This window comes from Pseudalkalibacillus salsuginis (assembly GCF_021646685.1).
Classification (GTDB): Bacteria; Bacillota; Bacilli; order Bacillales; family Fictibacillaceae; genus Pseudalkalibacillus; species Pseudalkalibacillus salsuginis.
Window position 1 is genome coordinate 892976 of record NZ_JAKJHW010000002.1, and the last position, 20921, is coordinate 913896.

Annotated in this window: 20 protein-coding genes and 1 pseudogene; 10 read left to right on the forward strand and 11 right to left on the reverse strand. The window is 43.4% G+C overall.

Annotated features, from left to right (window positions below):
* The first annotated feature begins 22 nt into the window (after nucleotides 1–22).
* The 3 genes from L1611_RS09360 to L1611_RS09370 are packed head-to-tail and all read left to right on the forward strand — an operon-like array spanning nucleotide 23 to nucleotide 3009.
* A complete protein-coding gene (locus L1611_RS09360) occupies nucleotides 23–1462 on the forward strand; it encodes an FAD-binding oxidoreductase (RefSeq protein WP_236312798.1) in 1440 nt (479 codons plus the stop codon).
* A complete protein-coding gene (locus tag L1611_RS09365) occupies nucleotides 1459–2055 on the forward strand; it encodes an MFS transporter (protein ID WP_236312799.1) in 597 nt (198 codons plus the stop codon). Before L1611_RS09360 ends, L1611_RS09365 begins: the two co-directional genes overlap by 4 nt.
* Before the next feature lie 30 nt (nucleotides 2056–2085).
* A complete protein-coding gene (locus tag L1611_RS09370; RefSeq protein WP_236312800.1) occupies nucleotides 2086–3009 on the forward strand; it encodes an alpha/beta fold hydrolase in 924 nt (307 codons plus the stop codon).
* A gap of 104 nt (nucleotides 3010–3113) precedes the next feature.
* Here the strand turns inward: L1611_RS09370 and L1611_RS09375 are convergent, their stop codons facing one another.
* Genes L1611_RS09375 through L1611_RS09395 form a run of 5 tightly spaced genes read right to left on the reverse strand, consistent with a single transcriptional unit; the run spans nucleotide 3114 to nucleotide 8475 of the window.
* Nucleotides 3114–3905, reverse strand: coding sequence for an SDR family oxidoreductase (locus tag L1611_RS09375; RefSeq protein ID WP_236312801.1), 792 nt, complete (start codon nucleotides 3903–3905; stop codon nucleotides 3114–3116).
* Nucleotides 3883–4791 carry a fumarylacetoacetate hydrolase family protein gene (locus L1611_RS09380; RefSeq protein WP_236312802.1) on the reverse strand — a complete coding sequence of 303 codons (909 nt, stop codon included), beginning with the start codon at nucleotides 4789–4791 and terminating at the stop codon, nucleotides 3883–3885. Before L1611_RS09380 ends, L1611_RS09375 begins: the two co-directional genes overlap by 23 nt.
* 15 nt (nucleotides 4792–4806) lie before the next feature.
* On the reverse strand, nucleotides 4807–6945 hold the full coding sequence (locus L1611_RS09385) for a TRAP transporter permease (RefSeq protein ID WP_236312803.1): 2139 nt from the start codon (nucleotides 6943–6945) through the stop codon (nucleotides 4807–4809).
* Between the two features lie 4 nt (nucleotides 6946–6949).
* Nucleotides 6950–7417, reverse strand: a complete 468-nt coding sequence (locus L1611_RS09390) for a DUF1850 domain-containing protein (RefSeq protein WP_236312804.1) — start codon at nucleotides 7415–7417, stop codon at nucleotides 6950–6952.
* Between the two features lie 59 nt (nucleotides 7418–7476).
* Entirely contained in the window at nucleotides 7477–8475 is a 999-nt protein-coding gene (locus L1611_RS09395; RefSeq protein ID WP_236312805.1) for a TAXI family TRAP transporter solute-binding subunit, read from the reverse strand.
* A 256-nt stretch (nucleotides 8476–8731) separates the two neighbouring features.
* On the opposite strand from L1611_RS09395, the gene iadA reads away from it, so the two are divergent.
* Nucleotides 8732–9910: a beta-aspartyl-peptidase gene (gene iadA, locus L1611_RS09400; protein WP_236312806.1), complete on the forward strand. Its 1179-nt coding sequence runs from the start codon at nucleotides 8732–8734 to the stop codon at nucleotides 9908–9910.
* A gap of 364 nt (nucleotides 9911–10274) precedes the next feature.
* On the opposite strand, the gene L1611_RS09405 is transcribed toward iadA, so the two are convergent.
* The 4 genes from L1611_RS09405 to L1611_RS09420 are packed head-to-tail and all read right to left on the reverse strand — an operon-like array spanning nucleotide 10275 to nucleotide 13993.
* Nucleotides 10275–11258: a Gfo/Idh/MocA family protein gene (locus tag L1611_RS09405; protein WP_236312870.1), complete on the reverse strand. Its 984-nt coding sequence runs from the start codon at nucleotides 11256–11258 to the stop codon at nucleotides 10275–10277.
* Between the two features lie 56 nt (nucleotides 11259–11314).
* Entirely contained in the window at nucleotides 11315–11677 is a 363-nt protein-coding gene (locus tag L1611_RS09410) for an MmcQ/YjbR family DNA-binding protein (protein WP_236312807.1), read from the reverse strand.
* Entirely contained in the window at nucleotides 11674–12396 is a 723-nt protein-coding gene (locus L1611_RS09415) for a response regulator (RefSeq protein ID WP_236312808.1), read from the reverse strand. The genes L1611_RS09410 and L1611_RS09415 overlap by 4 nt, the downstream gene beginning before the upstream one ends.
* A complete protein-coding gene (locus L1611_RS09420) occupies nucleotides 12374–13993 on the reverse strand; it encodes an ATP-binding protein (protein ID WP_236312809.1) in 1620 nt (539 codons plus the stop codon). The genes L1611_RS09415 and L1611_RS09420 overlap by 23 nt, the downstream gene beginning before the upstream one ends.
* Before the next feature lie 93 nt (nucleotides 13994–14086).
* On the opposite strand from L1611_RS09420, the gene L1611_RS09425 reads away from it, so the two are divergent.
* The 6 genes from L1611_RS09425 to L1611_RS09450 all read left to right on the forward strand — a co-directional run bounded on the left by L1611_RS09425 (nucleotide 14087) and on the right by L1611_RS09450 (nucleotide 19609).
* The gene (locus L1611_RS09425) at nucleotides 14087–15136 is read left to right on the forward strand and encodes a DctP family TRAP transporter solute-binding subunit (protein ID WP_236312810.1); all 1050 of its coding nucleotides are present in this window, start codon (nucleotides 14087–14089) and stop codon (nucleotides 15134–15136) included.
* A 13-nt stretch (nucleotides 15137–15149) separates the two neighbouring features.
* A complete protein-coding gene (locus tag L1611_RS09430) occupies nucleotides 15150–15467 on the forward strand; it encodes a DUF3870 domain-containing protein (protein ID WP_225065061.1) in 318 nt (105 codons plus the stop codon).
* Between the two features lie 331 nt (nucleotides 15468–15798).
* Nucleotides 15799–16725 (forward strand): glutarate dioxygenase GlaH, encoded by a 927-nt coding sequence (gene glaH, locus L1611_RS09435; RefSeq protein WP_236312811.1) that lies wholly within the window; start codon nucleotides 15799–15801, stop codon nucleotides 16723–16725.
* Between the two features lie 44 nt (nucleotides 16726–16769).
* Nucleotides 16770–17981, forward strand: a complete 1212-nt coding sequence (gene lhgO / locus L1611_RS09440; protein WP_236312812.1) for an L-2-hydroxyglutarate oxidase — start codon at nucleotides 16770–16772, stop codon at nucleotides 17979–17981.
* A gap of 418 nt (nucleotides 17982–18399) precedes the next feature.
* Entirely contained in the window at nucleotides 18400–19221 is an 822-nt protein-coding gene (locus L1611_RS09445) for a YihY/virulence factor BrkB family protein (RefSeq protein ID WP_236312813.1), read from the forward strand.
* Nucleotides 19222–19300: 79 nt separating this feature from the next.
* On the forward strand, nucleotides 19301–19609 hold the full coding sequence (locus L1611_RS09450; RefSeq protein WP_236312814.1) for a hypothetical protein: 309 nt from the start codon (nucleotides 19301–19303) through the stop codon (nucleotides 19607–19609).
* Between the two features lie 182 nt (nucleotides 19610–19791).
* Here L1611_RS09450 and L1611_RS09455 read toward each other — a convergent pair whose 3' ends face one another.
* A complete protein-coding gene (locus L1611_RS09455; RefSeq protein ID WP_236312815.1) occupies nucleotides 19792–20067 on the reverse strand; it encodes a hypothetical protein in 276 nt (91 codons plus the stop codon).
* A 227-nt stretch (nucleotides 20068–20294) separates the two neighbouring features.
* Nucleotides 20295–20768 (reverse strand): annotated as a pseudogene (locus tag L1611_RS09460) (DinB family protein).
* Nucleotides 20769–20921 lie beyond the last annotated feature (153 nt).

Below are 20921 nucleotides of genomic sequence, written 5' to 3' on the forward strand. Positions count from 1 at the left end.
TTTGTTTTGAATGGGGGTCCCTATGAAAAAATTAATCGTACTTGCCATTTGTACCGCTCTATACACTTCGTTTGTTATCTTCTCACTTCATAAGCCATCCTCAGTGGTTTCAGATGACCATATGACAGATGTCGGTAAACTGATGCCGGTCAAGGTGAAGCAGGTAGTAAAAGAAACTGAGCTTACAAGTATCAAGGAAGTGATTGAGGAAGCCAAACGGGAAGATCTCAAGGTTTCGATAGCTGGAAAACGCCATAGCATGGGCGGGCATACCTATTATCATGATTCGGTTGTGCTCGACATGACTGGCTATAACAAAGTACTTGATTTCGATAAAGAAAAGAAGACAATCACAGTCCAAAGCGGGATCACCTGGGATGATATACAGCAGTACATAAACAAGCATGGTCTTGCCATTCAAGTAATGCAATCACAGAACATTTTTACTGTAGGCGGTTCGATCAGTGTCAATGCGCACGGGCGGGATATCCGAAAAGGTTCCCTCATAAGCACGGTCAACTCTTTCCGCCTTCTTACAGCTGATGGAGAAATTCCCACCGTCAGCCGTAAGCAGAACGAGGAGCTTTTTTATTTGGCGTTGGGGGGATATGGGCTGTTCGGTGTGATCTTGGATGTCGAACTCCAATTGATGGACGACGAACTGTATGAAATGACTACTGAGAAGCTCGATTATACCGAATACAGCGATTACTTCCGGGAGAAAGTCCTGGATAATCAACAAGCTAAAATGCACCTTGCCCGAATTTCGACAGCCCCGGATTCGTTTTTGACTGAAATGTATGTAACGAATTATGAACTTGCTTCTGAAGAAGGACCTCTTCAAGAGCATGACGAGCTTCGGAAAGAACGTATGACCGGAATATCCAAATTCGCCTTAGGGATGGCCCGTAATTTTGACTGGGCGAAGGATGTTTTTTGGGAAATTCAAAAGCAATATTTTTTGAAAGCCAATGGGGACTTGATATCACGCAACAATGTGATGCGCAGCGAATCGAAGTTTCTTGAATACGAAGCGGAAAACGACAACGATGTACTTCAGGAATATTTTGTCCCTGTTGATAAATTTACAGATTACATCGATGATTTGCGCGATGTGTTGACAGCAGAAGAACTCAATCTATTGAACATCACTGTCCGCTACGTCAATCATGAGGAAGGGCCAGTCCTTTCTTATTCCGATGAGGAAATGTTCGCACTTGTCTTACTCATCAACCAGGGCTTATCTAAAAAAGAACAGAAGAAAACCGGAGAGATAGTACGAAAAATGATCGATGTAACACTAACTCATGGTGGAAGGTATTACTTGCCATACATGCCGTATCCGACAAAAGAACAGATGAAACGTACGTATCCTCGCTCGGAAGAGTTTTTTGAAAAGAAGAAACAGTACGATCCTGATGAGCGGTTCACTAACTTTTTTTATGAGGAGTATAAACAATGAATGATACTAGATTGAAAGGATTGATCATATCACAGAGCAGCGTGTTCTTTGCTAGCAGCCTCATATTCCCGTATTACATTCTGTTCATTAAAAACGTCGGCTCAAGCTTCGCACAATTCGGTTTATCCTATGGGTTATTCGGTTTATCGTCAGCCCTTCTCCACCCAGTCATCGGCCGGTTTTCCCCGCTGATCGATCATCGGTTGTTTCTGGTTGTGAACGCATGGGGGATGGCTTCCGTGCTTTTACTTTTTCCGCATGTAGGGAGTATCTCACAGGTATATGCCATTCAACTATTGCTTGGCATGTTCGGCGCATTTCAAAAGCATGGGGAGAAGATCATGATTGCCGAATTCACAGACGGAGCGGAGCGGGGGATGAAAATCGGAAATTACCACTTTTGGACATCAATCTTTTCAGCTGTTGCAATCATGGCTGGTGGTTATCTCGCAGATTATTTTACTATCCATTTCATCTTTTATATGAGCTCTGCCCTTTATTTCGGAAGCGGCCTTGTCGTGATGAGGATAAACAGCAACAAATCCATTCTAGTTAAAAAGGATAAAGGATATGAGATGTCAACCGAGAAGTAGGTTGGAAGATTTTTTAAGTTAGGTGTTGACATGTTAGGAAGAAAGATGAAAATCAGAGGGAAGTATCTACACGTTGAAACCTATGGATACAGGGAAAAACCCGCCCTTCTTTATTTGCATGGGGGACCTGGGGAAACGTGCTATGACTTCACCTTCAACCAAAAAGAAAGATTGGAAGACTCCTTTTATATTGTAGCCATCGATCAGCGCGGGGTTGGTCGATCGGAAGCCGTTGGTGAAAAGGAAGAATTCGGATTTCAAGATTTAGTGGAGGATTGTGAAGCATTGCGAAAAGAGCTTGGGATCGAGTGCTGGTCTATCGTGGGTCATTCCTTTGGTGGATTTTTAGGTCTCACTTATGTTCACCAATACCCCCTGTCCATCCATAAAGTGATTTTCGAGTGTCCTACATTTGATTTCGGACTGACATCAAAGGAATTGCTTCAGAAGGCAGCAAAGCTTTTTGAGAAATACGGCATGGATGAGTTGAAAAAAGAGGCATTTGCATTGATTATGAGTGACTCTTCAACTCGTGAATTGACAGAAGGGTATCATAGATTAAGTGATAGACTCGGTGAAAAAAGAATGGAAATCTATCGGTACATACCTGAAAATCCGACGGACTATTACGCGGCTTACTCTGAAGAGGAATGGGAAGCCTTTTTTGACAACTCAGAATATCACGGAAAATTATTATTTGAAGAGGGCATTATTTTTGAATCGCTTTTGCCGAAATTAAAAGAAGTGAAAGTTCCGATGCTGTTAATGACCGCAGAACATGATGCTGTTACTTGTAAATATCATATTGAGGCCTTTAAAAAGGATGCAGAAAATGGAGAAACCATCCATTTCGAACAGTGTGGCCATACCCCCCATTACGAAGATCCAGACCGGTTTGAGGAAATTGTAAAAGATTATCTAAAAACTGAAGTGGCGACCTCTACCGATTTGTAGGTATCATTCGTTTTCGTAGATCGGGATTAAGGAGCATGTTGGATCAAAATCGGATAATACGATAAGAGGAGGACAATTCCGGAAATTGTCCTCCTTTTTATCCTTTACAATGCTTTGACCATACCGCCGTCGACAAGGAATGATTGTCCTGTAACATAGGTATTGACTCCGGATCCAAGGAAAACGACCATTCTGGCGAATTCCTCAGGTGTTCCGTAGCGTTGAAGTGGTATCGACTTTTCTGTATTCTTAACATGCTCTTCATAGTCCACTCCAAGCTGCCCTGCACGGATTTCATCCAATTCAGCGACCCGGTCCGTACCAATTCGCCCGGGACCGACCGTATTGACGAGAATCTGATGCTCGGCAAGTTCCTGGGAAAGGCTTTTTGCAAGGCCGACGATCCCTGCGCGGAAAGTATTCGATAAAATCAAATTGTCAAGCGGTTGTTTAATGGAAGATGAAGCAAAATTGATGATACGCCCGCTTTGTTGTTTTTGCATATGCTGAAGAACCTCGCGGATCAGTCGGATGAAACTCAGCAAATTGAGCTCAAACGATTTTTGCCAATCTTCATCCTTCATGTTCTCAAAACGGCCAGCAGGAGGTCCTCCGGCATTATTGATCAGCACATCGACTGTCCCGTTCTTTTCCACAGCAGTGTTCACCAGATTTTTGATCTGATCATAATCCGTGATGTCACAGACGACATAATCGATATTTCCATTCCTTGTCTCCTGGTAGATTTCCTCTTTCGCCTGTTGAAGCTGTTCCTCGTTACGGCTTGCAATAAGGACATTCGCCCCTTCTCTTGCAAATTCCAACGCTGTGGCTTTCCCTAGTCCTTTACTTCCAGCAGTCACGATGACGCTTTTATTTTTCAATTGTAAGTCCATGTTCTGATTCTTCCTTTCTACGCTTCAAGTCCTTGACTGGATTGACGAGTGGATGGAATCCTTCAATGTGGCATTCGACCACATCTCCGTCCTGGATGACGACAGCACCCGGTGTCCCTGTCGAAATGATATCCCCCGGGAGCAGAGTCATCACTTTTGAATGGAAGCTCACCAGGTTGTACGGGTTGAAGGTCATGTTCTGTATTTTATTTTTACGATGGAGTTCGCCATTGATCATGGTTGAGACCTCCAGATTCATCAATTCCTCTATTTCATCTGATGTAACGAGTTCCGGTCCGAAGCTGAAAAATGTATCGAAGCTTTTTGAACGGGTCAAGTACCTTGGATTGACCTGTAAAATATCTTCCGCCGTCATATCGATGATCGTAGTGTATCCGGCGATGTAAGACTCCGCATCCTCTTCGGAAACATCCTTGCATATTTTACCGATAATGACACCCAACTCCGCTTCCGCTGTCGTCCTCTCGGATTGATGAGGGATGGTGATCGTATCTCCTGGTCCGATGATCGTCGTATCAGGTTTCATAAAACTTGCCGGTTCTGTCGAAGGTGCTTTTTCATGGAGGTCTGACGCGTGCTCGACATAGTTGAGACCGATGCCCCAAATCTTTCGCGGATGGCGGTAGAGAGGACCGAATTGAACGCTGTCTGCCGGGTGACCAAGATCATCTTTCAGCCGTTCCAAATCAACAGAATCCCACCAGATTCGAAAGGTACTGAAAGCTTGCGGTTGGATTAAATCATACAATGTTTCCGGATGATCAAGGTTCAAGTAACGATTAATTTCTGATATGACAATCGCTTTACCGTCCACAAGAACGGCAGCATTTTCTTTTTCCCCTACCATGATTGTTGCCAAACGCATTTTTGACACCCCCTGTTATTTTGCTGAAAGTGACGTTTCAGATGATGTTGATTTTTTTACATAGGCCGTAATGAACAGTAACGCTAATACCCCTAGTCCGATCAAATCTGTAAATAATCCCGGATAGATCAATAACAATGCTCCTATGCACGAAATGATGCGTAACCAGCCCGGCACACGTTCATTGATGTACCCTTCTACCGTAACCGATAACAGGAATACCCCTAATAAGGAGGTGACGCCAATAAGCAAGACTGTAGTGAATGTGGCATCTAACATGAGCATTTCCGGTGAAAACACAAACATGAAAGGAACGATGAAGCCTGCGATCGCAAGCACCATTGCCTGTACACCTGTCTTGTTCGGATTCCCGCCGCTGATCCCTGCTCCAGCAAAGGCGGCAAGTGCAACAGGTGGTGTGATGTTCGCAAAAATACCGAAATAGAAAACGAACATGTGGGCAACGAATACAGCATTCGCCGTATTACCGGTAAGTTCCTGGAACAACGGTAATTGTAAAAGGATCGGTGCGGCCATCGTACTTGTGATAATATAGGTCGGGATGCTTGGCAGCCCCATTCCTAAGATGATTGACGTGATCATCGTCAATACAAGCGTGATCACCAACTGGATAAGCGGGCTGTTGACAGCTGAACCGATACTGACAATACTGTTTGCAATCTCTAGGGCAACCCCTGTAAGAGAGGCGATCCCGACAACAATACCTACTGCACCACAAGCAAGTGCTACAGGAATCGTCGTTCTTGCCCCATTTTCGAGAGCTTCTGCACAATCCTTGATATCCACTTCCTCTGCTTCAATCTTCAACACCTTACGCCAAATATTGATTACAGCAGGAATGGCAATGATAAGAACAAGCTCCCACCAGTCACTGCGCAATGAACCGCCTGTCAATGCAGGTCCGAAGATCAATGCGAACGAAACGGCTGACATGATTGCTAGCATCCTGGTTGAGCCGGCAATTATGACTGTCGCAATGATCGACCAGAATGCAGCGAAGAACGGGGTCTTCCCTGAGAAAAGCAAATACAAAAGGATGAACATCGGGATTAACAGATGCCCGCGTTCCACCATGACTTCCTTGAACCTTGGCAGCTGCGCTTTAGGGATACCTTTCAATCCTCGCTTTGATGCACGGAAATGGACCTGAAGCAGAATACCGATGTAATAGAGCAATGCAGGGATGATACCTGCTAAGATGACCTTCGTATAAGGAATGTTGAGATTTTCAGCCATTATAAAGGCTGCTGCTCCCATAATCGGTGGCAAGATTTGCCCTCCGACGCTGGCTGCTGCTTCAACAGCCCCTGCAAACTCTCTTTTATACCCGATCTTCTTCATTAATGGAATGGTGAAGGTTCCTGTCGTAACAACGTTGGCGATTGCAGATCCGTTGATCGAGCCTAAGAACCCACTCGCAAGGACAGCCACTTTTGCTGGCCCGCCTTTCGTATGGCCTGCAACTGCTAATGCCATATCATTGAATAGTTGACCCATTCCAGACTTCCCGAGAAATGCCCCGAATAAAATGAAAAGGATGATATAAGAAGCCGAAACGCCAATCGCCGTCCCTAAAATCCCTTCAGTTATATAAACGAGTTGAGCGATGATCTGTTTCGAGACGCTCAGAACAACCGGGCTTGTCAATTCAGGATAGATGGATAGCTTTACATAGAATCCGTATGCCAGGAATCCGAGTCCTAAGATGACGAGTCCCCATCCAGTCACCCGGCGTGTCAGCTCCAGCAAAAGAATGATCGCCAAAACACCGACATAAAAATCCGTGTCATTGATCCGCCCGCCAGTCTGGATGATTCGTTCTGCTGTCATCAACATATAAATCCCGACAAACATGGAAAGCCCAGCTGTAATGTAGTCGATAATCGGTACGGTTCCCTTCCCTTTCTTCTTCAACACCGGATATAGGAGGAACCCGATTGTCATCAATGTATAAAGATGGATGCTCCGCTGCTTGACGTCAACGAGTGCACCCGCATATGACGTGTATAAATGGAAAATGGATAAAGTAACAGCTGCAATCGTAATGAACCATAATACCGGTTTAGCTATAGAGGTCCTGATGTTGCTTTCCCGGTCGTATTTTTCGACGACATCTTTCATTTCTTCTGCCATGATCTCACCTCACAATGAATAGTAGTTTTTGCGACAATGCTTGTATGGACGGCATGGTTTTGGTTTCAATGGTATATGATGTACCGGGCTGGTTCATTTCGATCGTTTTTCCATCGATTATGAACTTGTGCCCTGTCGTTTTTCCAGTGCGAACACGCAGCTCTTTCCCGATTTCACGATTGATTCCGACCATATACACCCAGCCATCTTTTATATACGTATCATTACCTGCATTGCTCGGAACACCGGCCCCGAAGGTTTTGAATCTTGTTCCATCAATATAAATCACATTCTCTTTCACTAGGAAAAATTCTTCCCATAATTCCTTCTCAACCGAGTGACGCCATTGGATCGTAAACGAACTTCCTGCTGCAGCTGGTTGAATGACCTTGATATCGGTATCTGTTTTGAGGAGCAGGAATGGTTTTGGTATAAACGAAAGCGTGATCCCGATGATAATCGCCGCCATCATAAGGTATCGAATCCTCATGGTAAAAAAAGGGCACCTCTGTGATGCCCCTTTTCCTCGACTTATTCAGTGATACCTTGTTCTTCATAGAATTTCTTCGCTCCAGGGTGCAAGTCGACGATCAGCCCTTTTGCAATTTCATCCCGGTCAAGCTGCTTCAATGCACCTACTGCAACTCCATCGGTACCGAGATATTCGTAATAACGTTTCGTCAAATCATACACAAGGTCTTCACTCAAGTCTGGTGGAACGATGATCATATTTTGGATTCCGACTGTCTTCACTTCTTTATCCAAACCATACGCTGCTTCATTACCAGCTTCGATTGTGTATTCCTTATAGAAAGGATACTTGTCCATCAATTTCGTTGCTAAATCCTCTTTGATTTCAACAAAATTCACGTCTGTCTGTTGCATGAGATCTGTAATGTTGCTGTTCGGAACTCCTGATGTGAAGAAGGCTGCATCCAGGCTGCCGTTCTTCATTTCCTGGACACTGTCTGCATAACCTGTATGTGTTACTTTTGATAGGTCATCATATGTTATTCCTGCTGCTTCGAGTACTTTCTTAGCACTTTGTTCAACACCGGAGCCTACTTGTCCAACACCGACTTTTTTACCTTTCAGATCTTTGATTGTTTCGATGTTACTGCCTTTTAATGCCACAACCTGGACAACGTTTTGGTACATGCCCGCCATAGCTGTGATTTCGACTTTGTTCCCTTCAAACTGTCCTTCTCCGTTCATCGCATCATAACCGACATCACTCATGATGATGGACATCTGATTAAGACCGTCCTGGATGTTTTGTATATTCGCGACGGATGCACCTGTCGATTCGACGGTAACGTTCGAGACAAGGTCACTTTCTTCAAAAATCGGCTTCAACGCTCCCCCGATCGGGTAATAGACACCAGATGTACCACCTGTTCCAAATACGATGGATTGAGCTTCTCCCGAACCGCCGTCAGATCCACCTTCTCCTCCTGAAGAACCATTGCTGCATGCGGCTATCAACATTGAAAGTGCGAGTATGAACATAAATATGAGTTTTCTTTTCATTTGTATTCCCTCCCCAAATAATCAATATATTCATGATAGCGTTTTCATTGATATTTTTGAATGTTTAGAACATATTGGACATTTTGGTCATTTTGGTCATGTGGAATTTAAGCCTTTTTTGGGGTTGTTTCTTTGTTTTTGTAGATGATTTCCGTTTTTTTTGTAGATAACTCCATCTTATCGTAGAAAAAACGTTCGATGAGCTATAATGAACACAACAAAGTGGTAACACTATACATAGAAAGGGGCAAGCTCTATGTTGATTTTAATACGTAACGGAGAAGTTTACGCTCCAGAATATCTTGGCCAAAAAGATATTTTGATCGTGAATGATAAAATTGGATTTGTCGAAGATCACATTGAAGTTCCAGAAGGCTTCTTTTCCCAGCAGATCCAGGTAATCGAGGCAGATGGTAAAATTGCCGTACCCGGCTTCATCGACTCACATGTCCATATCATTGGTGGTGGGGGTGAAGGAAGCTTTAAAACACGGACACCTGAAATAAAGCTGACGGATGCCACTTTAGCAGGGATCACAACATTGATTGGGGTCATCGGTACTGATGGAACGACACGGACGATGTCCAGTCTTGTAGCCAAGGCTAAAGCACTTGAAGAGGAAGGGATCACCTGTTACGTCCAAACCGGATCCTATCAAGTCCCTGTCAAAACTCTGACTGGTAGAATCGAAGACGACATCATCCTTGTGGATAGGATCATAGGGGCCGGTGAAATCGCGATCGCCGACCACCGTTCATCACAACCGACTGTGGAGGAATTGGCGAAAATCGGGGCTGCTGCACGGAACGGCGGTATTTTATCGGGAAAAGCGGGTATCGTCAACGTTCATGTAGGTGACAGCAAGGATTGCTTAAAGATTCTTGAGGAAGTTGTCGAGCGCACAGACCTGCCGATCAAACAGTTCTATCCCACCCATATCAACCGGAATCCGCATGTGTTCAAAGCCGGGATCAAATATGCAAAAAAAGGCGGGTATGTCGACTTTACGACAAGCACCATCCCTCAATTTCTTCATGAGGGAGAGATCAGATGCAGCAGAGGACTGAAACGGATGCTTGATGAAGGGGTCCCGATCGAACAGATCACCTTCACATCAGATGCCCAAGGGAGCCTGCCGGATTTCAGTCCAGATGGCGAACTGAAAGGGCTCAAAATCGGAAAAGTATCAAGCTTGTTCGCGGCTGTCCAGGAGGCAGTCCTAAAAGAGGATATTCCATTAGAGACTGTGCTTAAAGTGATCACTTCAAATCCAGCACAAATCCTGAAGTTGAAAGGTAAAGGAAAGATCGGAGCTGGCTTTGATGGTGATATCGTCCTTTTAAACAAAAAGTCACTTGAAATAAGGGACGTATTTGCAAAAGGGAAAATGATGGTGGAAGAGCGAAAAGCGATTGTAAAAGGGACATTTGAATAAGAAAAGCGCAAACGCCCTGATTAGCCACGAAGGGCACTGGAAGCCCGACGAGGAGGCTGTAGCCGCCGCAGGAGGGCTGAAGTGATCCAAGTGGTTGGGCGTTGGAGCTAGACATCAAGAAAAGCGCAAACGCCCTGGTCAGCCACGAAGGGCACTGGAAGCCCGACGGGGAAGCTCGAACCAAACAAGTTCGGTTCTGCGTGGGCAAACACTTCGAACTAATTCAATACGTTTACAAACGTTGTATACAATTCATGAATACACATATATTCATGAATCCAGCTTATAAAACAGAATTCGGCTCATATCTGAAAAGGGAATGCCCAAAACAAAAATCAGAATGTATGAGATACATTTTAGGTCCTTATTTTTCTGTCCCGAAGACGATGTTATTTTGTTTTCTGGCCGTTTCCGTGATTCTCAAAACAGCCCGACTATAATCGGTCAGCTCATGATAGGCTTCCAGGTCATTTTCTTCTATTATCTTTGCAAAGGTTTCAATTTCATAAATCATGTCGTTTTCATTCAGCGGTTCTCCAAGCTTTTCGCTCTTTTTGGTTTTGCGATCAACCAATGAAATCTTATTGATCGGGGCAACATGGTCCAATACGAGCGACACTTGCTCACCGTGAATTTCTGATGGAGTGAACGAATGAGCAATCTTTGAACATAAAATGGTACAAATGAATCCGTCATATTCCATGACCAGAGTCCCACTTCCGTCAACACCGCTTTCCAGCATGACAGGGTGGTAGGAAACCTTTTCAGGCTCTCCGAATACGTATACCGCTAAACTGATCGGATAAACGCCAAGATCGACCAACGTTCCACCCGAAAAATCAGTTGAAAAGATATTTGGCCTCTCTCCTTCTAAGAACCGGTCATACCGTGAAGAGTATTGGATGTATTGGAAGACCGCACTTCGAAGTTTTCCAGCCTTATCTACTTGCTCCTTCAGGAGTTTGGCGTTTGGTGAGTGGATATTCCTCATCGCCTCAAATAGAAAAACACCATTTTCTTCAGCAACTTGATAGGCATCTTCCAACTCAGCTGTATTCGAGAAAATCGGTTTTTCACAAATGACATGCTTTTTGTGTCGTAAAAAAAGCTTCGCATGCTCGTAATGATGAGAGTTGGGGGATGCAAGATAGACTGCATCGATCTCCTCGTTTGCTGCCATTCCTTCCAAATCATCATAAACCTGGGAGGCATCGTATTTACCGCTAATTTTTCTCGCATTTTCAATCGATCTTGAGTAAACCGCCGTCAATTCCATTTTCCCGCTTTCCTTCGCCGCTTCGATGAAGGATTCCGTAATCCAGCTTGTCCCTACCGTTCCGAATTTCATCATCTAATATGTACACCGCCTTTTCAGAGTTACTACAAGAATACTAATTGTCGATGTCAGTTTCGATTCATTTGCATCTTTTTGATGACATTTTTCGGTGCTGTCCTAAAATAGGCCTCCAAAAGATAGTCTTCGACCGCTTTCCAGTCCATCTTTTCAAGTGGAAAAGTAGTCCAGCCATGCCGGCCGATATATGGGGATTTTTTATAACCCTTTTGCTGGATCAACATTTCCTGAGTGGTTTTCAATGTTTTGATCGATAGCGAAGGATTCGATTCATCTCCTCCTAATATGACGAAAGGTTTGTCTTTAACCCGGAAAGAGGTATGCCCAAATCCATTCACTTTCTCTTCGACCATGGGGAAACGATGACAAATCTCTTTGATATTTTCATAAAGTTTATCATATAGACCTTTCATTGTTCATACCCCACTTTCCCAACTAGCCGATACCGGTTGATCGGCCTGCCTACACCACCATATTGAACATCGAGTTCAACTTTTCCTGTTTTGCCTAAATAGTCTAGATAACGACGGGCTGTCACTCTTGCAATTCCGACTCCATCCGCGGTCTCTTCTGCAGAAAGTGAAGTTTCCTGATTGCTCAAATATCGCAGGATCTGCTTAAGTGTCTGCTGGTTCAGTCCTTTCGGCAGATAACCTTCATCCTTGCTGCTGTATACAGGAATATCATCCGTCGTCTTAATCAATCGATCAAGATCTTCTTGTCCTATTTTGCCCTCTTTAGAAAACGCAGTGTGTAATGCCTTGTATTTTTCCAAGGCTTTCTGGATACGGGTGAACTTGAAAGGCTTGATGATGTAATCGATTGCTCCGTTCAACAGCATTGTCCGAATCGTTTCTTTATCATTCGCCGCTGTGATCACAAGAACATCGATGCCCAGCTGCAATGCTCGTAGCTCTGCCATCAGCTCCAGACCATCTTTTTCGGGCATATAGATATCGAGTATAATCAATTCTGGTTTCAGCGAACGCGCAAGTTCAAGTCCTTCTTTTCCATTGCTGGAAGATGCTATCACCTGGAAGCCTTCGACACGTTCAATAAATTGACGATTAACCTCTCTGACCATAGGATCATCTTCGATCAACAGTACTTTAATGGCCGGATATTTGTTCATGTGCGATTCCTCCTGGTCTCATCGGAAATGACAGTTCGATACTTGTCCCTTCCTGAGGGATGCTTTTCACACGTGCAGAGCCTTCCCCTTTTTCGAGCACATTTCTGACGAGGTATAGACCGATCCCCGAGCCTTTGCTCCCTTTTGTTGTGTATCCTTTCGTAAACATAGCTGCCTGGTCATCTTCTGTCATCCCTTTGCCATTATCTTCAACAGATACATAGAGAAGATCATTCGACTGTTCAATATGGATCTCGATCAGCTTCATATCCTGTTCTACATCAACAAAAGCGTCAAAGGCGTTTTCAATCAGATTCCCTAATACGAGAACAAAATCATGCCGGTCAAGGAGTCCTGGAAACCTTTTCAGACGGCTCTCCGGAGTGATTGTCAAATCGATGTCGAGCTCTTTTGCCCGGCTTATTTTACTTAATAATAGGCCAGCAATGCTTTCATCATGGATTTGTTTCGATAAAAATTTCGTCAGCGCTTGTTGTTCTTCCTGATTTTCAAACAAGAATTCGAGCGCTTTGTCATTTTCGTTCAACTGGATGAGTCCTGCAATCGTATGGAGACGGTTCATATGCTCATGGTTCTGGACACGGAGCGCCTCGACAAACGCTTTGACACCTGTAAGCTCTTCCGCCATTGAAGTCACTTCTGTACGATCCTGGAAAACTTCTACCGCTCCCACGATTTCCCCTTCGACTAAAATCGGTACCCTGCTGCTCATGATGATGTTCTCATTGATCTTCATCCCTTCCTTGTACACACTAGCTCCATTTATCAGGACATCACCAAGCTTGGATTCAGGGATGACTTTTTCGATTTGTTTCCCTGCAACCTCCTTTTGCAGGTTCAGGATCCGTTTCGCTTTATCGTTGAATACGGTGATTCTGCCATCGCGGTCGATCGCAATGATCCCTTCGTTCATAGCCTGGAGTGTAGCAGTCCGCTCTTTTAATAACCTTACAATCTCGTAGGGCTCGAGTTGGAAAGTTTCCTGTTTCAAATGCCGCGCTAGTAACCATGACCCGATGATTCCGAATAGTAAGGCCAGTAGGGCAATGATCAAGATCTGATGCTTCAACTCTCCCAGAACTTCCCATAAAGTCGGTTGGATGATGCCGACGACAACTGTTCCGACCTGTTCCTTCTGCTCATTCATGATCGGCACGAACGCTCTTACTGCTGTACCGAGCTCGCCCTGCGCCTTGGACGTGTAGGTATGTTCTGCAAAAGCCGGTCCCTCGTCCTTACCTGAGGATAATGTCCCAAGCATATCCTCATTCGGATGGGAATAACGGATACGATTCATATCAAGGATGACGATATAATCAGCGTTATTGATTGTGCGGATCCGCTCAACAATCGGATTGATCTCGATCCATCCTCTGGATTCCACCACCCCCGACTGTACTTCAGGCAGGTTGGCGACTGTCCTTGCTGTCAGTAATGAACGATGACCGAGGTCCCTTTCTTTCATCTCATAAATGTTCCCTGTCAGAATGATCCCGCCTATGAGTAATGAAAACAGGACGATGCCAAAAGATAGAATTGTAATCTTCCAACGAATCGGTAAACGTTGTAATGACACCGCCCTCACCCCTCTCTGGTAATTTATCATTATTGTACCATGAGAAAACCATTGTGATACACTATGGTAAAGGATTCTTGGAGGTGAGGCGTGATGAGGACAGTCATATGGGTCGCAATTTTGGTTGCAGTCGGAATCGTGACGGCTGTCTTCGTCGGCTTCGATTTTTCCGGTTCTGCCGGAACGCCTGAATTTGATGATGAACAGAGTGGTTTGAAGGATCGGATCACGATAAAATTCAGTCATGTTTATTCTGAGAATTCCCCGCAAGGACAAGCAGCAAGGTATTTTGCCAAACGGGTAGAAGAAAAGACTGATCGGCAAGTCGAAGTAGAAATCTATCCTAATGCCGTTCTCTACAATGAGGATGAACAGCTTAGTGCCTTGCGGGAAGGAAACGTGCAGATGATTGCGCCTTCAACCTCTGAGCTCACATCGGAATATCCGCTATTCCAGGTGCTCGATCTCCCCTTTGTCTATACGAATCATGATTTGGTAAAAGAAGCCTATCAAGGAAAGATCGGGACTCGGCTTTTAAAGGAAACTGATGATGATCGTATGAAGGGGATGGATTTTTGGTTCGGCGGCTATAAACAGATGACGACGGACAAGAAGTTCGTCAAATACCCTTCCGATTTTAAACGAATGCATTTCGGAATCATGGAAAGCCCCATCATCAAATCTCAATTCAACATTTTCGGGGCGAGTACCAGTGGAATGAACTTCAACAGGCTTTACCGTGACCTTGAAGTCAATTTTATTGAAGGACAAGAAAACACGGTGTCTAATATATACACTAGAAAGCTTTACCAGGTGCAAGATTATCTTACCGTAAGCAACCACGCCATCATGAGCAATATCATTTTGATCAATAAAGACACATGGAAGGGCTTACCTCAAAATATACAAACAGACATAAATGAGGCGATGAGCGAGACGACGGACTGGATCAGCCGTCACGCCATCGAAATCAATGACAGGCAAATCAGGCAATTGAAGCGTGATAAAGCGATTGCTATACATCTGTTGACCAAAGATGAACGAAAAGCATGGATGGAAACGCTCACTCCCATCTATTCCAATCTTGAAACTGTCATAGGGAAAGAATTGGTGGATGAAATCGATCGAATACGAACCCAATAGGAGGAAAAGAAAGATGCCAAATACGAAGATGCTTGCAGGACATGCACGATTACCGAATGGTATGGCGGTCAGTGATTTACATGAAACGTTGACCGTTACGATCGAGGTCGATCACAATTATGGCGTGATTGTATGGGCAGATTGTACCCTAGCAACCGATCATGCCCAATCATACTTGGGGAATTTATTGAAAGGCTTCAGTCTCCGTGATGGAATTCAACTGATTGAAAAGGAAATTGAAAACCATTATTACGGAAAAGCAAAGTCGGCACTCCTTGCTGCTGTCCGCGATGCTTATAAACAATATCAAACCCCTCATGTCGTAAAATAATTCCATGATTCAAAGAAAAATTGGCTTAGCTAAGCTTAGGTGCAGGTTGAACCTAAAAGTGAAAAATTGCAAAATATTCATTGACAATCGTCAATCCTGGTCTTAAGATAAAGGATATAATCACCTGGAGAAAGGTACCCCCTTTCCCGTTCGGTGAATTCGACGACAAATGAACATGTTCAGACCACTGAAAAATCTATCGGACTTTCTCATCCGGAAGCCGAGCGTAGATCGAGCCAGTGATATCTTCCACTTGGAGATATTGCTGGCTTTTTTTGATGCATCAGCCTATCACTGGCGGAATCGCCCAAAATTTCAAGGAGGAATTGATATGAATATGGTGAAATCTGATTTAGTGAAGTCTTTTGAGCATTTCAATGTAGTCCAACACCCGCAATCGAATCGTCTTTATCACATCGAACTGAAGGATGAAGCAGTGGCTGCCTTTTTGGAAAAACATCGTGATACGAGTCCACAACAACTCGAGTATATCCCTTACAGGCGTTATGTCATAGCAAATGATTTAAGAAAGGTACTTGGTGAGGATTTTTCAAAAATGATCAATGAGGTGCTTCATGATCGTGAATTCGGCGGTTTCACTCTTGGAATCGGAAAGGTTGCATCCTCAGATGAAGATTACGTAAAATTCGCCACAGCCATCACCCATCTGATCGGCGGCGTCAACTTTGATGCAATGTCAGGAAAATATTACGCTCGATTCACAGTAAAAGATACGGACAATAGCGACTCTTACCTGCGGCAGGCCTATCGCCTGTTCACCCTCCATACAGACGGGACATTCGTCGATGAGCCATGTGACTGGCTCTTGATGATGAAGTTCGCGGAGGAAAATGCATCAGGGGGAGAATCACGACTTTTACACCTGGATGATTGGGAAGAACTTGACTATTATGCAAACCATCCTGTCGCATCCACAAAAATACCATACAAATCCCCAGCAAGTAAAAATGTCAGCAAGACCGTTTACAACAATACTTTTTATGAGCATAACGGGAAAACCTGCATCCAATTCATCGATCAGTTTGCATATCCTGATACAATAGAACAAGCGGAATATTTGAAGTCATTGTCTGAATCAATGGAGAGCAGTTCAGCTGTAGTCGAACTAGAGCTTCCTGTAGGTAGTCTCGTCGTATTGAACAACACGTTCTGGCTGCATGGAAGAGCAGCATTTGAAAAACACCCGGACTTGCATCGTGAGCTGTTGCGCCAACGAGGCTATTTTAAAAAAGTATAAAGTTGATCAAAGCGAAATCAACAATATAGAACGGAGGTAAACTTATGTATGATGTCATGATCATCGGTGGTGGAATCGTCGGCCTTTCTACTGCCTATGCCCTGACCGAGCACCATCCGTCATTGAAAATCGCTGTGCTCGAAAAGGAGAACAGCTGGGCAAAACATCAGACCGGGCATAACAGTGGCGTCATCCACTCCGGTATCTATTATAAACCAGGCAGTCTGAAGGCTCGATTTGCTAAGGATGGTGGTCGTAAGCTTGCAGCCTTCTGTGGTCAATATGGGATTTCGTATGAACAATGCGGGAAAGTGATCGTTGCGACTGATGAAAAAGAACTGGATGCCATGCAAAATCTTTATGAACGAGGCTTGAAGAACGGCTTGGACATTACGTTGTTGGATCAGGCGGGATTGAAAGAGGAAGAACCGTATGTGAACGGGATTAAAGCGATAAAAGTACCTCAAGCAGGGATCATCGATTATGTAGGCGTATGCTCGGCAATCGTATCGGTTTTGGAAAATCGTGGCGCAGATCTCTTCTTGAGTACTGAAGCGAATGATATCAAGGAAAGTCCAAACGAAGTTACGGTAGAAACAGCTTCCTACACTTACAGGACGAAACATCTGGTCAATTGCTGCGGCTTGCAAAGTGATCGTGTGGCGAAACGGAGCGGGCAGGACCCTGATCTGAAAATCGTGCCGTTTCGGGGAGAGTACTTTGAACTGAAGCCTGAAAAAGAATATCTCGTAAAAAACTTGATTTATCCTGTACCCAATCCTGATTTCCCATTCCTCGGCGTTCATTTTACACGGATGATCGGCGGTGGCGTGGAAGCTGGTCCGAATGCTGTTCTAGGCTTTAAAAGAGAGGGTTACCGTAAGCGCGACATCTCCTTGAAGGATTTATCCGAAACGTTGACCTATCCTGGCTTTTGGAAGCTGGCTTCAAGCTACTGGAGGGAAGGACTGGATGAAATGATCCGATCTTTCAATAAAGGGGCTTTTGTTCGCAGCTTACAACGATTGATTCCGTCCATTGAAGCTGATGACCTGAAGCCGGCACCTGCTGGAATCCGCGCACAAGCCTTGAAATCGGATGGATCGCTTGTAGATGACTTTTTTCTAGTCCATAGCAAAAGAAGCACCCATGTCTGCAACGCCCCGTCCCCTGCTGCGACAGCTTGTTTTCCGATCGGTGAACACATCGCTAAAGAACTGGATATCGAACAACCTATTAAAATTTCAACATCCTGATCATAAACGGCCCGGTTGGAGTAAAATCCAGCTGAGGCCGTTTTTCGAGTTTTCGAGATAATTTTCGAGTTGTTGAGATAATTTCAAACTTGTAGCGTTTCCCCTCTTAGTTGTTGAGATAAATCATAAATATGAAGGGCTGTCCGATTTGGACCTCCCTTTTGAATAGGAAAAGCGAATTTTTTCCCCATTGGAGCATTAAGTGACCCTAAAAGCGCCAAAGACCACTGAATTTACTGTCCAACTACGCCACATCCTGAACTGTCCGAGAATTTGTGTGCTTCATCATCACATCCTCCCAGAAAATAGTTTTAGGTATAACCGTATACTTTGCCGTGTACAACAGAAATCCTTTAAATCGAATTAAATTCAGCATGTTGGTTATACCAATTGTAGTGATGAAAATGAGGGATCCATTATGATGACAATGGTGTGGCTACTAAAAACGCTTTATCGTGAATTTTTTGATCGTAAAATCTACGACCTTGCAGCTCAGATGTCGTACTATTTCCTATTGTCGCTTTTCCCATTCCTCATTGTCGTATTCACAATGGTCGGGCACATACCGATAGACACCATATCAGTTTTGGATATGGTCGAACCTTACGCACCAGAACAGACGATTCAATTCTTAAGACATACACTGAATGGCATTTTCGCTAACCAGGAAAAGAATTTATTGACTTTTGGATTCATCGCTTCTATCTGGCTTTCATCCTTTGCAATCCAATCCTTTTCACGGATTTTGAACGAAAGCTACCCCCAACGTACAAAAAGCTCTTTCCTTGTTCAATTACTTGAAGGATTATTGTTGACCATCGCTTTCATCAGTGTGGTTGTCATTTCAGTCTTGGTACCCGTAGCCGAACGGTTCGTACTTAGTTCCCTCAACGAAGATGCATGGCTATTTGCATTTATCATCAAGTTCTGGAACCCGGTAAAATGGATTGTCGGAAGTTTTGTCTTATTCTGTTTCTTTTATGTCCTCTATCAATTTGTCCCGAAAGCAAGGCTTAAATTTATTGAAGTACTCCCTGGGGCTGTGTTCTCAACCATTATATGGCAGCTAATTTCGTTAGGCTTTTCGTTCTATGTTCGATACAGCCAATATTCGATCATTTATGGCAATGTCAAAACCCTTATTATTTTGATGATCTGGCTTTATTTGACAGCCCAGACGTTGATCCTCGGGGGAACCATCAATGCACTTTTATTTAGAAAAAAGTACAATTTGGATTGAAAAAAAATGTAGTATTTTGTATGGTAAAAATATGTAATTTAGTTGAATGGGGGATTGGATGTTTTGAAAAATCACTTTTTTGATTGCTTTTGTTTTCTGCCTGATCGGTCTTTACCATTATGTCGATCAGATCTTTCTGGACTCGGATGACGTTATACCGGAACGTATTACCTTCCATCAAAATACATATGTAAGTACAGACTTTTACATACAGACGGAAGCGTCACGCCCGAAGCCTGAATTCTTACCTACAGGGTTTACAGTTGATGGTGAGGAATATGGTAATTTGAATGGCGGATGGGTCTTTCAAAACCCTAAGACAGATGAAATTTTCATCAAGGAAAAGGAATCGAATCCAACAAGATACCTACTCTATAAAAAGAAATAAGGACCGCGCGGCAAAGGTTAACGAGTTCTATTTTGAAATACAAAACGCAGTTCGCGGCCTGAATCGCCCCTTCGTATTATAAGGCCAACCAGTCATTTAGTAGGTACCCTATAGAGTAGTCACTTCAAAAAAGTCTGCCCTATAGGGTATTTGTTGTAGAGAGTTTCTTGGGGGATAAAACTTTAATTTAATAATTCTTCTGCTTTTTGTTTAGCATATAAACCAGCTTTAACTAAACCAATGGCTATTAGGGATAAAATTGCATTAAACACAATTGAAAACAAAGCTAATCCAGGTACATCAAATACGATTGAATAAAAATATCCCACTAACACACAAAGCAAAACAATAATTAAAAAATGAATTTGTCTTATAAAATAAGTAGAAATGCCGCTTATTAACATTACTAAAGACCCCATTGTTAAATAGTGAAAACTAAAAACGAGCAAGAATTCCATTGTTAGCTTCTCCCCCCTTTAAAACATTAAATTGATAATGTCATAATCAACCTCAAGCCTTCTTGTTTAATATTTCAATTATTTCGATTTTATTGATTTAACTCAATTACTAATCTCATAAGAAAGAGGCTTATCCTATTTCGGGTATGCCTCCGTTTATAAAGTAATTGTTTCAATTTATATTTATTTCTACAAGCACAATATGGTTGCTCTTTATTTGTTATACTTCAGTTTTTGACACCCGCATGTTCGATTATTCGCTTCATTGCCTGAATATGTCCCATATGGGCAGCTTCATGCATTAGTATTAAACCAGCCAGCTCTCCAAAGGTTTTACATCCTAGGAATGGCGTTTCCAAGGTGTTGTTTAGCTGATCAGCTGGAATTTGCCGAAGGCGAGCTAATTGATCATTTAGCTGTACCAAAAGCTCATCCATAGTAGGTACATTCCCTGTCCAATCAGCTGGTTTAGTACCCCTCCCGAACAAATCGATATAATTTACAGGAAGATGGGTTGTTTTCATGAGGAAAACCAAACATAGTTTGTTCAGTGACTGTCAAAACGTGACCTGTATGCCAATGAATTGTATTGTTGAAACCCTCTGGCTGCACCACATAGTGATCCTCGGAAATAGACCCTAAGATCTTGATGAAGTACTCTCTCTTGTCATTTCAAATTGCTTGAACACAAGTTTGTTCATCTCTTCCTCCCCTTTTACTGAATTAATCGCCTATATTATACCTTTAAAAAAGACCGGAGAATATAAATTACCATTAGATCTGAAGTATTCATTCCCATGTCTATTTTTAACCATTAAAATTCTTCCACTTGTATCATCAAATAGTATTACAGA

What these genes read in the sequence shown, in the direction of transcription:
- L1611_RS09360 (WP_236312798.1), top strand. Translation starts at nt 23, where the DNA reads ATGAAAAAATTAATCGTACTTGCCATTTGTACCGCTCTATACACTTCG.
- L1611_RS09365 (WP_236312799.1), top strand. Translation starts at nt 1,459, where the DNA reads ATGAATGATACTAGATTGAAAGGATTGATCATATCACAGAGCAGCGTG.
- L1611_RS09370 (WP_236312800.1), top strand. Translation starts at nt 2,086, where the DNA reads ATGTTAGGAAGAAAGATGAAAATCAGAGGGAAGTATCTACACGTTGAA.
- L1611_RS09375 (WP_236312801.1), bottom strand. Translation starts at nt 3,905, where the DNA reads ATGGACTTACAATTGAAAAATAAAAGCGTCATCGTGACTGCTGGAAGT.
- L1611_RS09380 (WP_236312802.1), bottom strand. Translation starts at nt 4,791, where the DNA reads ATGCGTTTGGCAACAATCATGGTAGGGGAAAAAGAAAATGCTGCCGTT.
- L1611_RS09385 (WP_236312803.1), bottom strand. Translation starts at nt 6,945, where the DNA reads ATGGCAGAAGAAATGAAAGATGTCGTCGAAAAATACGACCGGGAAAGC.
- L1611_RS09390 (WP_236312804.1), bottom strand. Translation starts at nt 7,417, where the DNA reads ATGATGGCGGCGATTATCATCGGGATCACGCTTTCGTTTATACCAAAA.
- L1611_RS09395 (WP_236312805.1), bottom strand. Translation starts at nt 8,475, where the DNA reads ATGAAAAGAAAACTCATATTTATGTTCATACTCGCACTTTCAATGTTG.
- iadA (WP_236312806.1), top strand. Translation starts at nt 8,732, where the DNA reads ATGTTGATTTTAATACGTAACGGAGAAGTTTACGCTCCAGAATATCTT.
- L1611_RS09405 (WP_236312870.1), bottom strand. Translation starts at nt 11,258, where the DNA reads ATGAAATTCGGAACGGTAGGGACAAGCTGGATTACGGAATCCTTCATC.
- L1611_RS09410 (WP_236312807.1), bottom strand. Translation starts at nt 11,677, where the DNA reads ATGAAAGGTCTATATGATAAACTTTATGAAAATATCAAAGAGATTTGT.
- L1611_RS09415 (WP_236312808.1), bottom strand. Translation starts at nt 12,396, where the DNA reads ATGAACAAATATCCGGCCATTAAAGTACTGTTGATCGAAGATGATCCT.
- L1611_RS09425 (WP_236312810.1), top strand. Translation starts at nt 14,087, where the DNA reads ATGAGGACAGTCATATGGGTCGCAATTTTGGTTGCAGTCGGAATCGTG.
- L1611_RS09430 (WP_225065061.1), top strand. Translation starts at nt 15,150, where the DNA reads ATGCCAAATACGAAGATGCTTGCAGGACATGCACGATTACCGAATGGT.
- glaH (WP_236312811.1), top strand. Translation starts at nt 15,799, where the DNA reads ATGAATATGGTGAAATCTGATTTAGTGAAGTCTTTTGAGCATTTCAAT.
- lhgO (WP_236312812.1), top strand. Translation starts at nt 16,770, where the DNA reads ATGTATGATGTCATGATCATCGGTGGTGGAATCGTCGGCCTTTCTACT.
- L1611_RS09445 (WP_236312813.1), top strand. Translation starts at nt 18,400, where the DNA reads ATGATGACAATGGTGTGGCTACTAAAAACGCTTTATCGTGAATTTTTT.
- L1611_RS09455 (WP_236312815.1), bottom strand. Translation starts at nt 20,067, where the DNA reads ATGGAATTCTTGCTCGTTTTTAGTTTTCACTATTTAACAATGGGGTCT.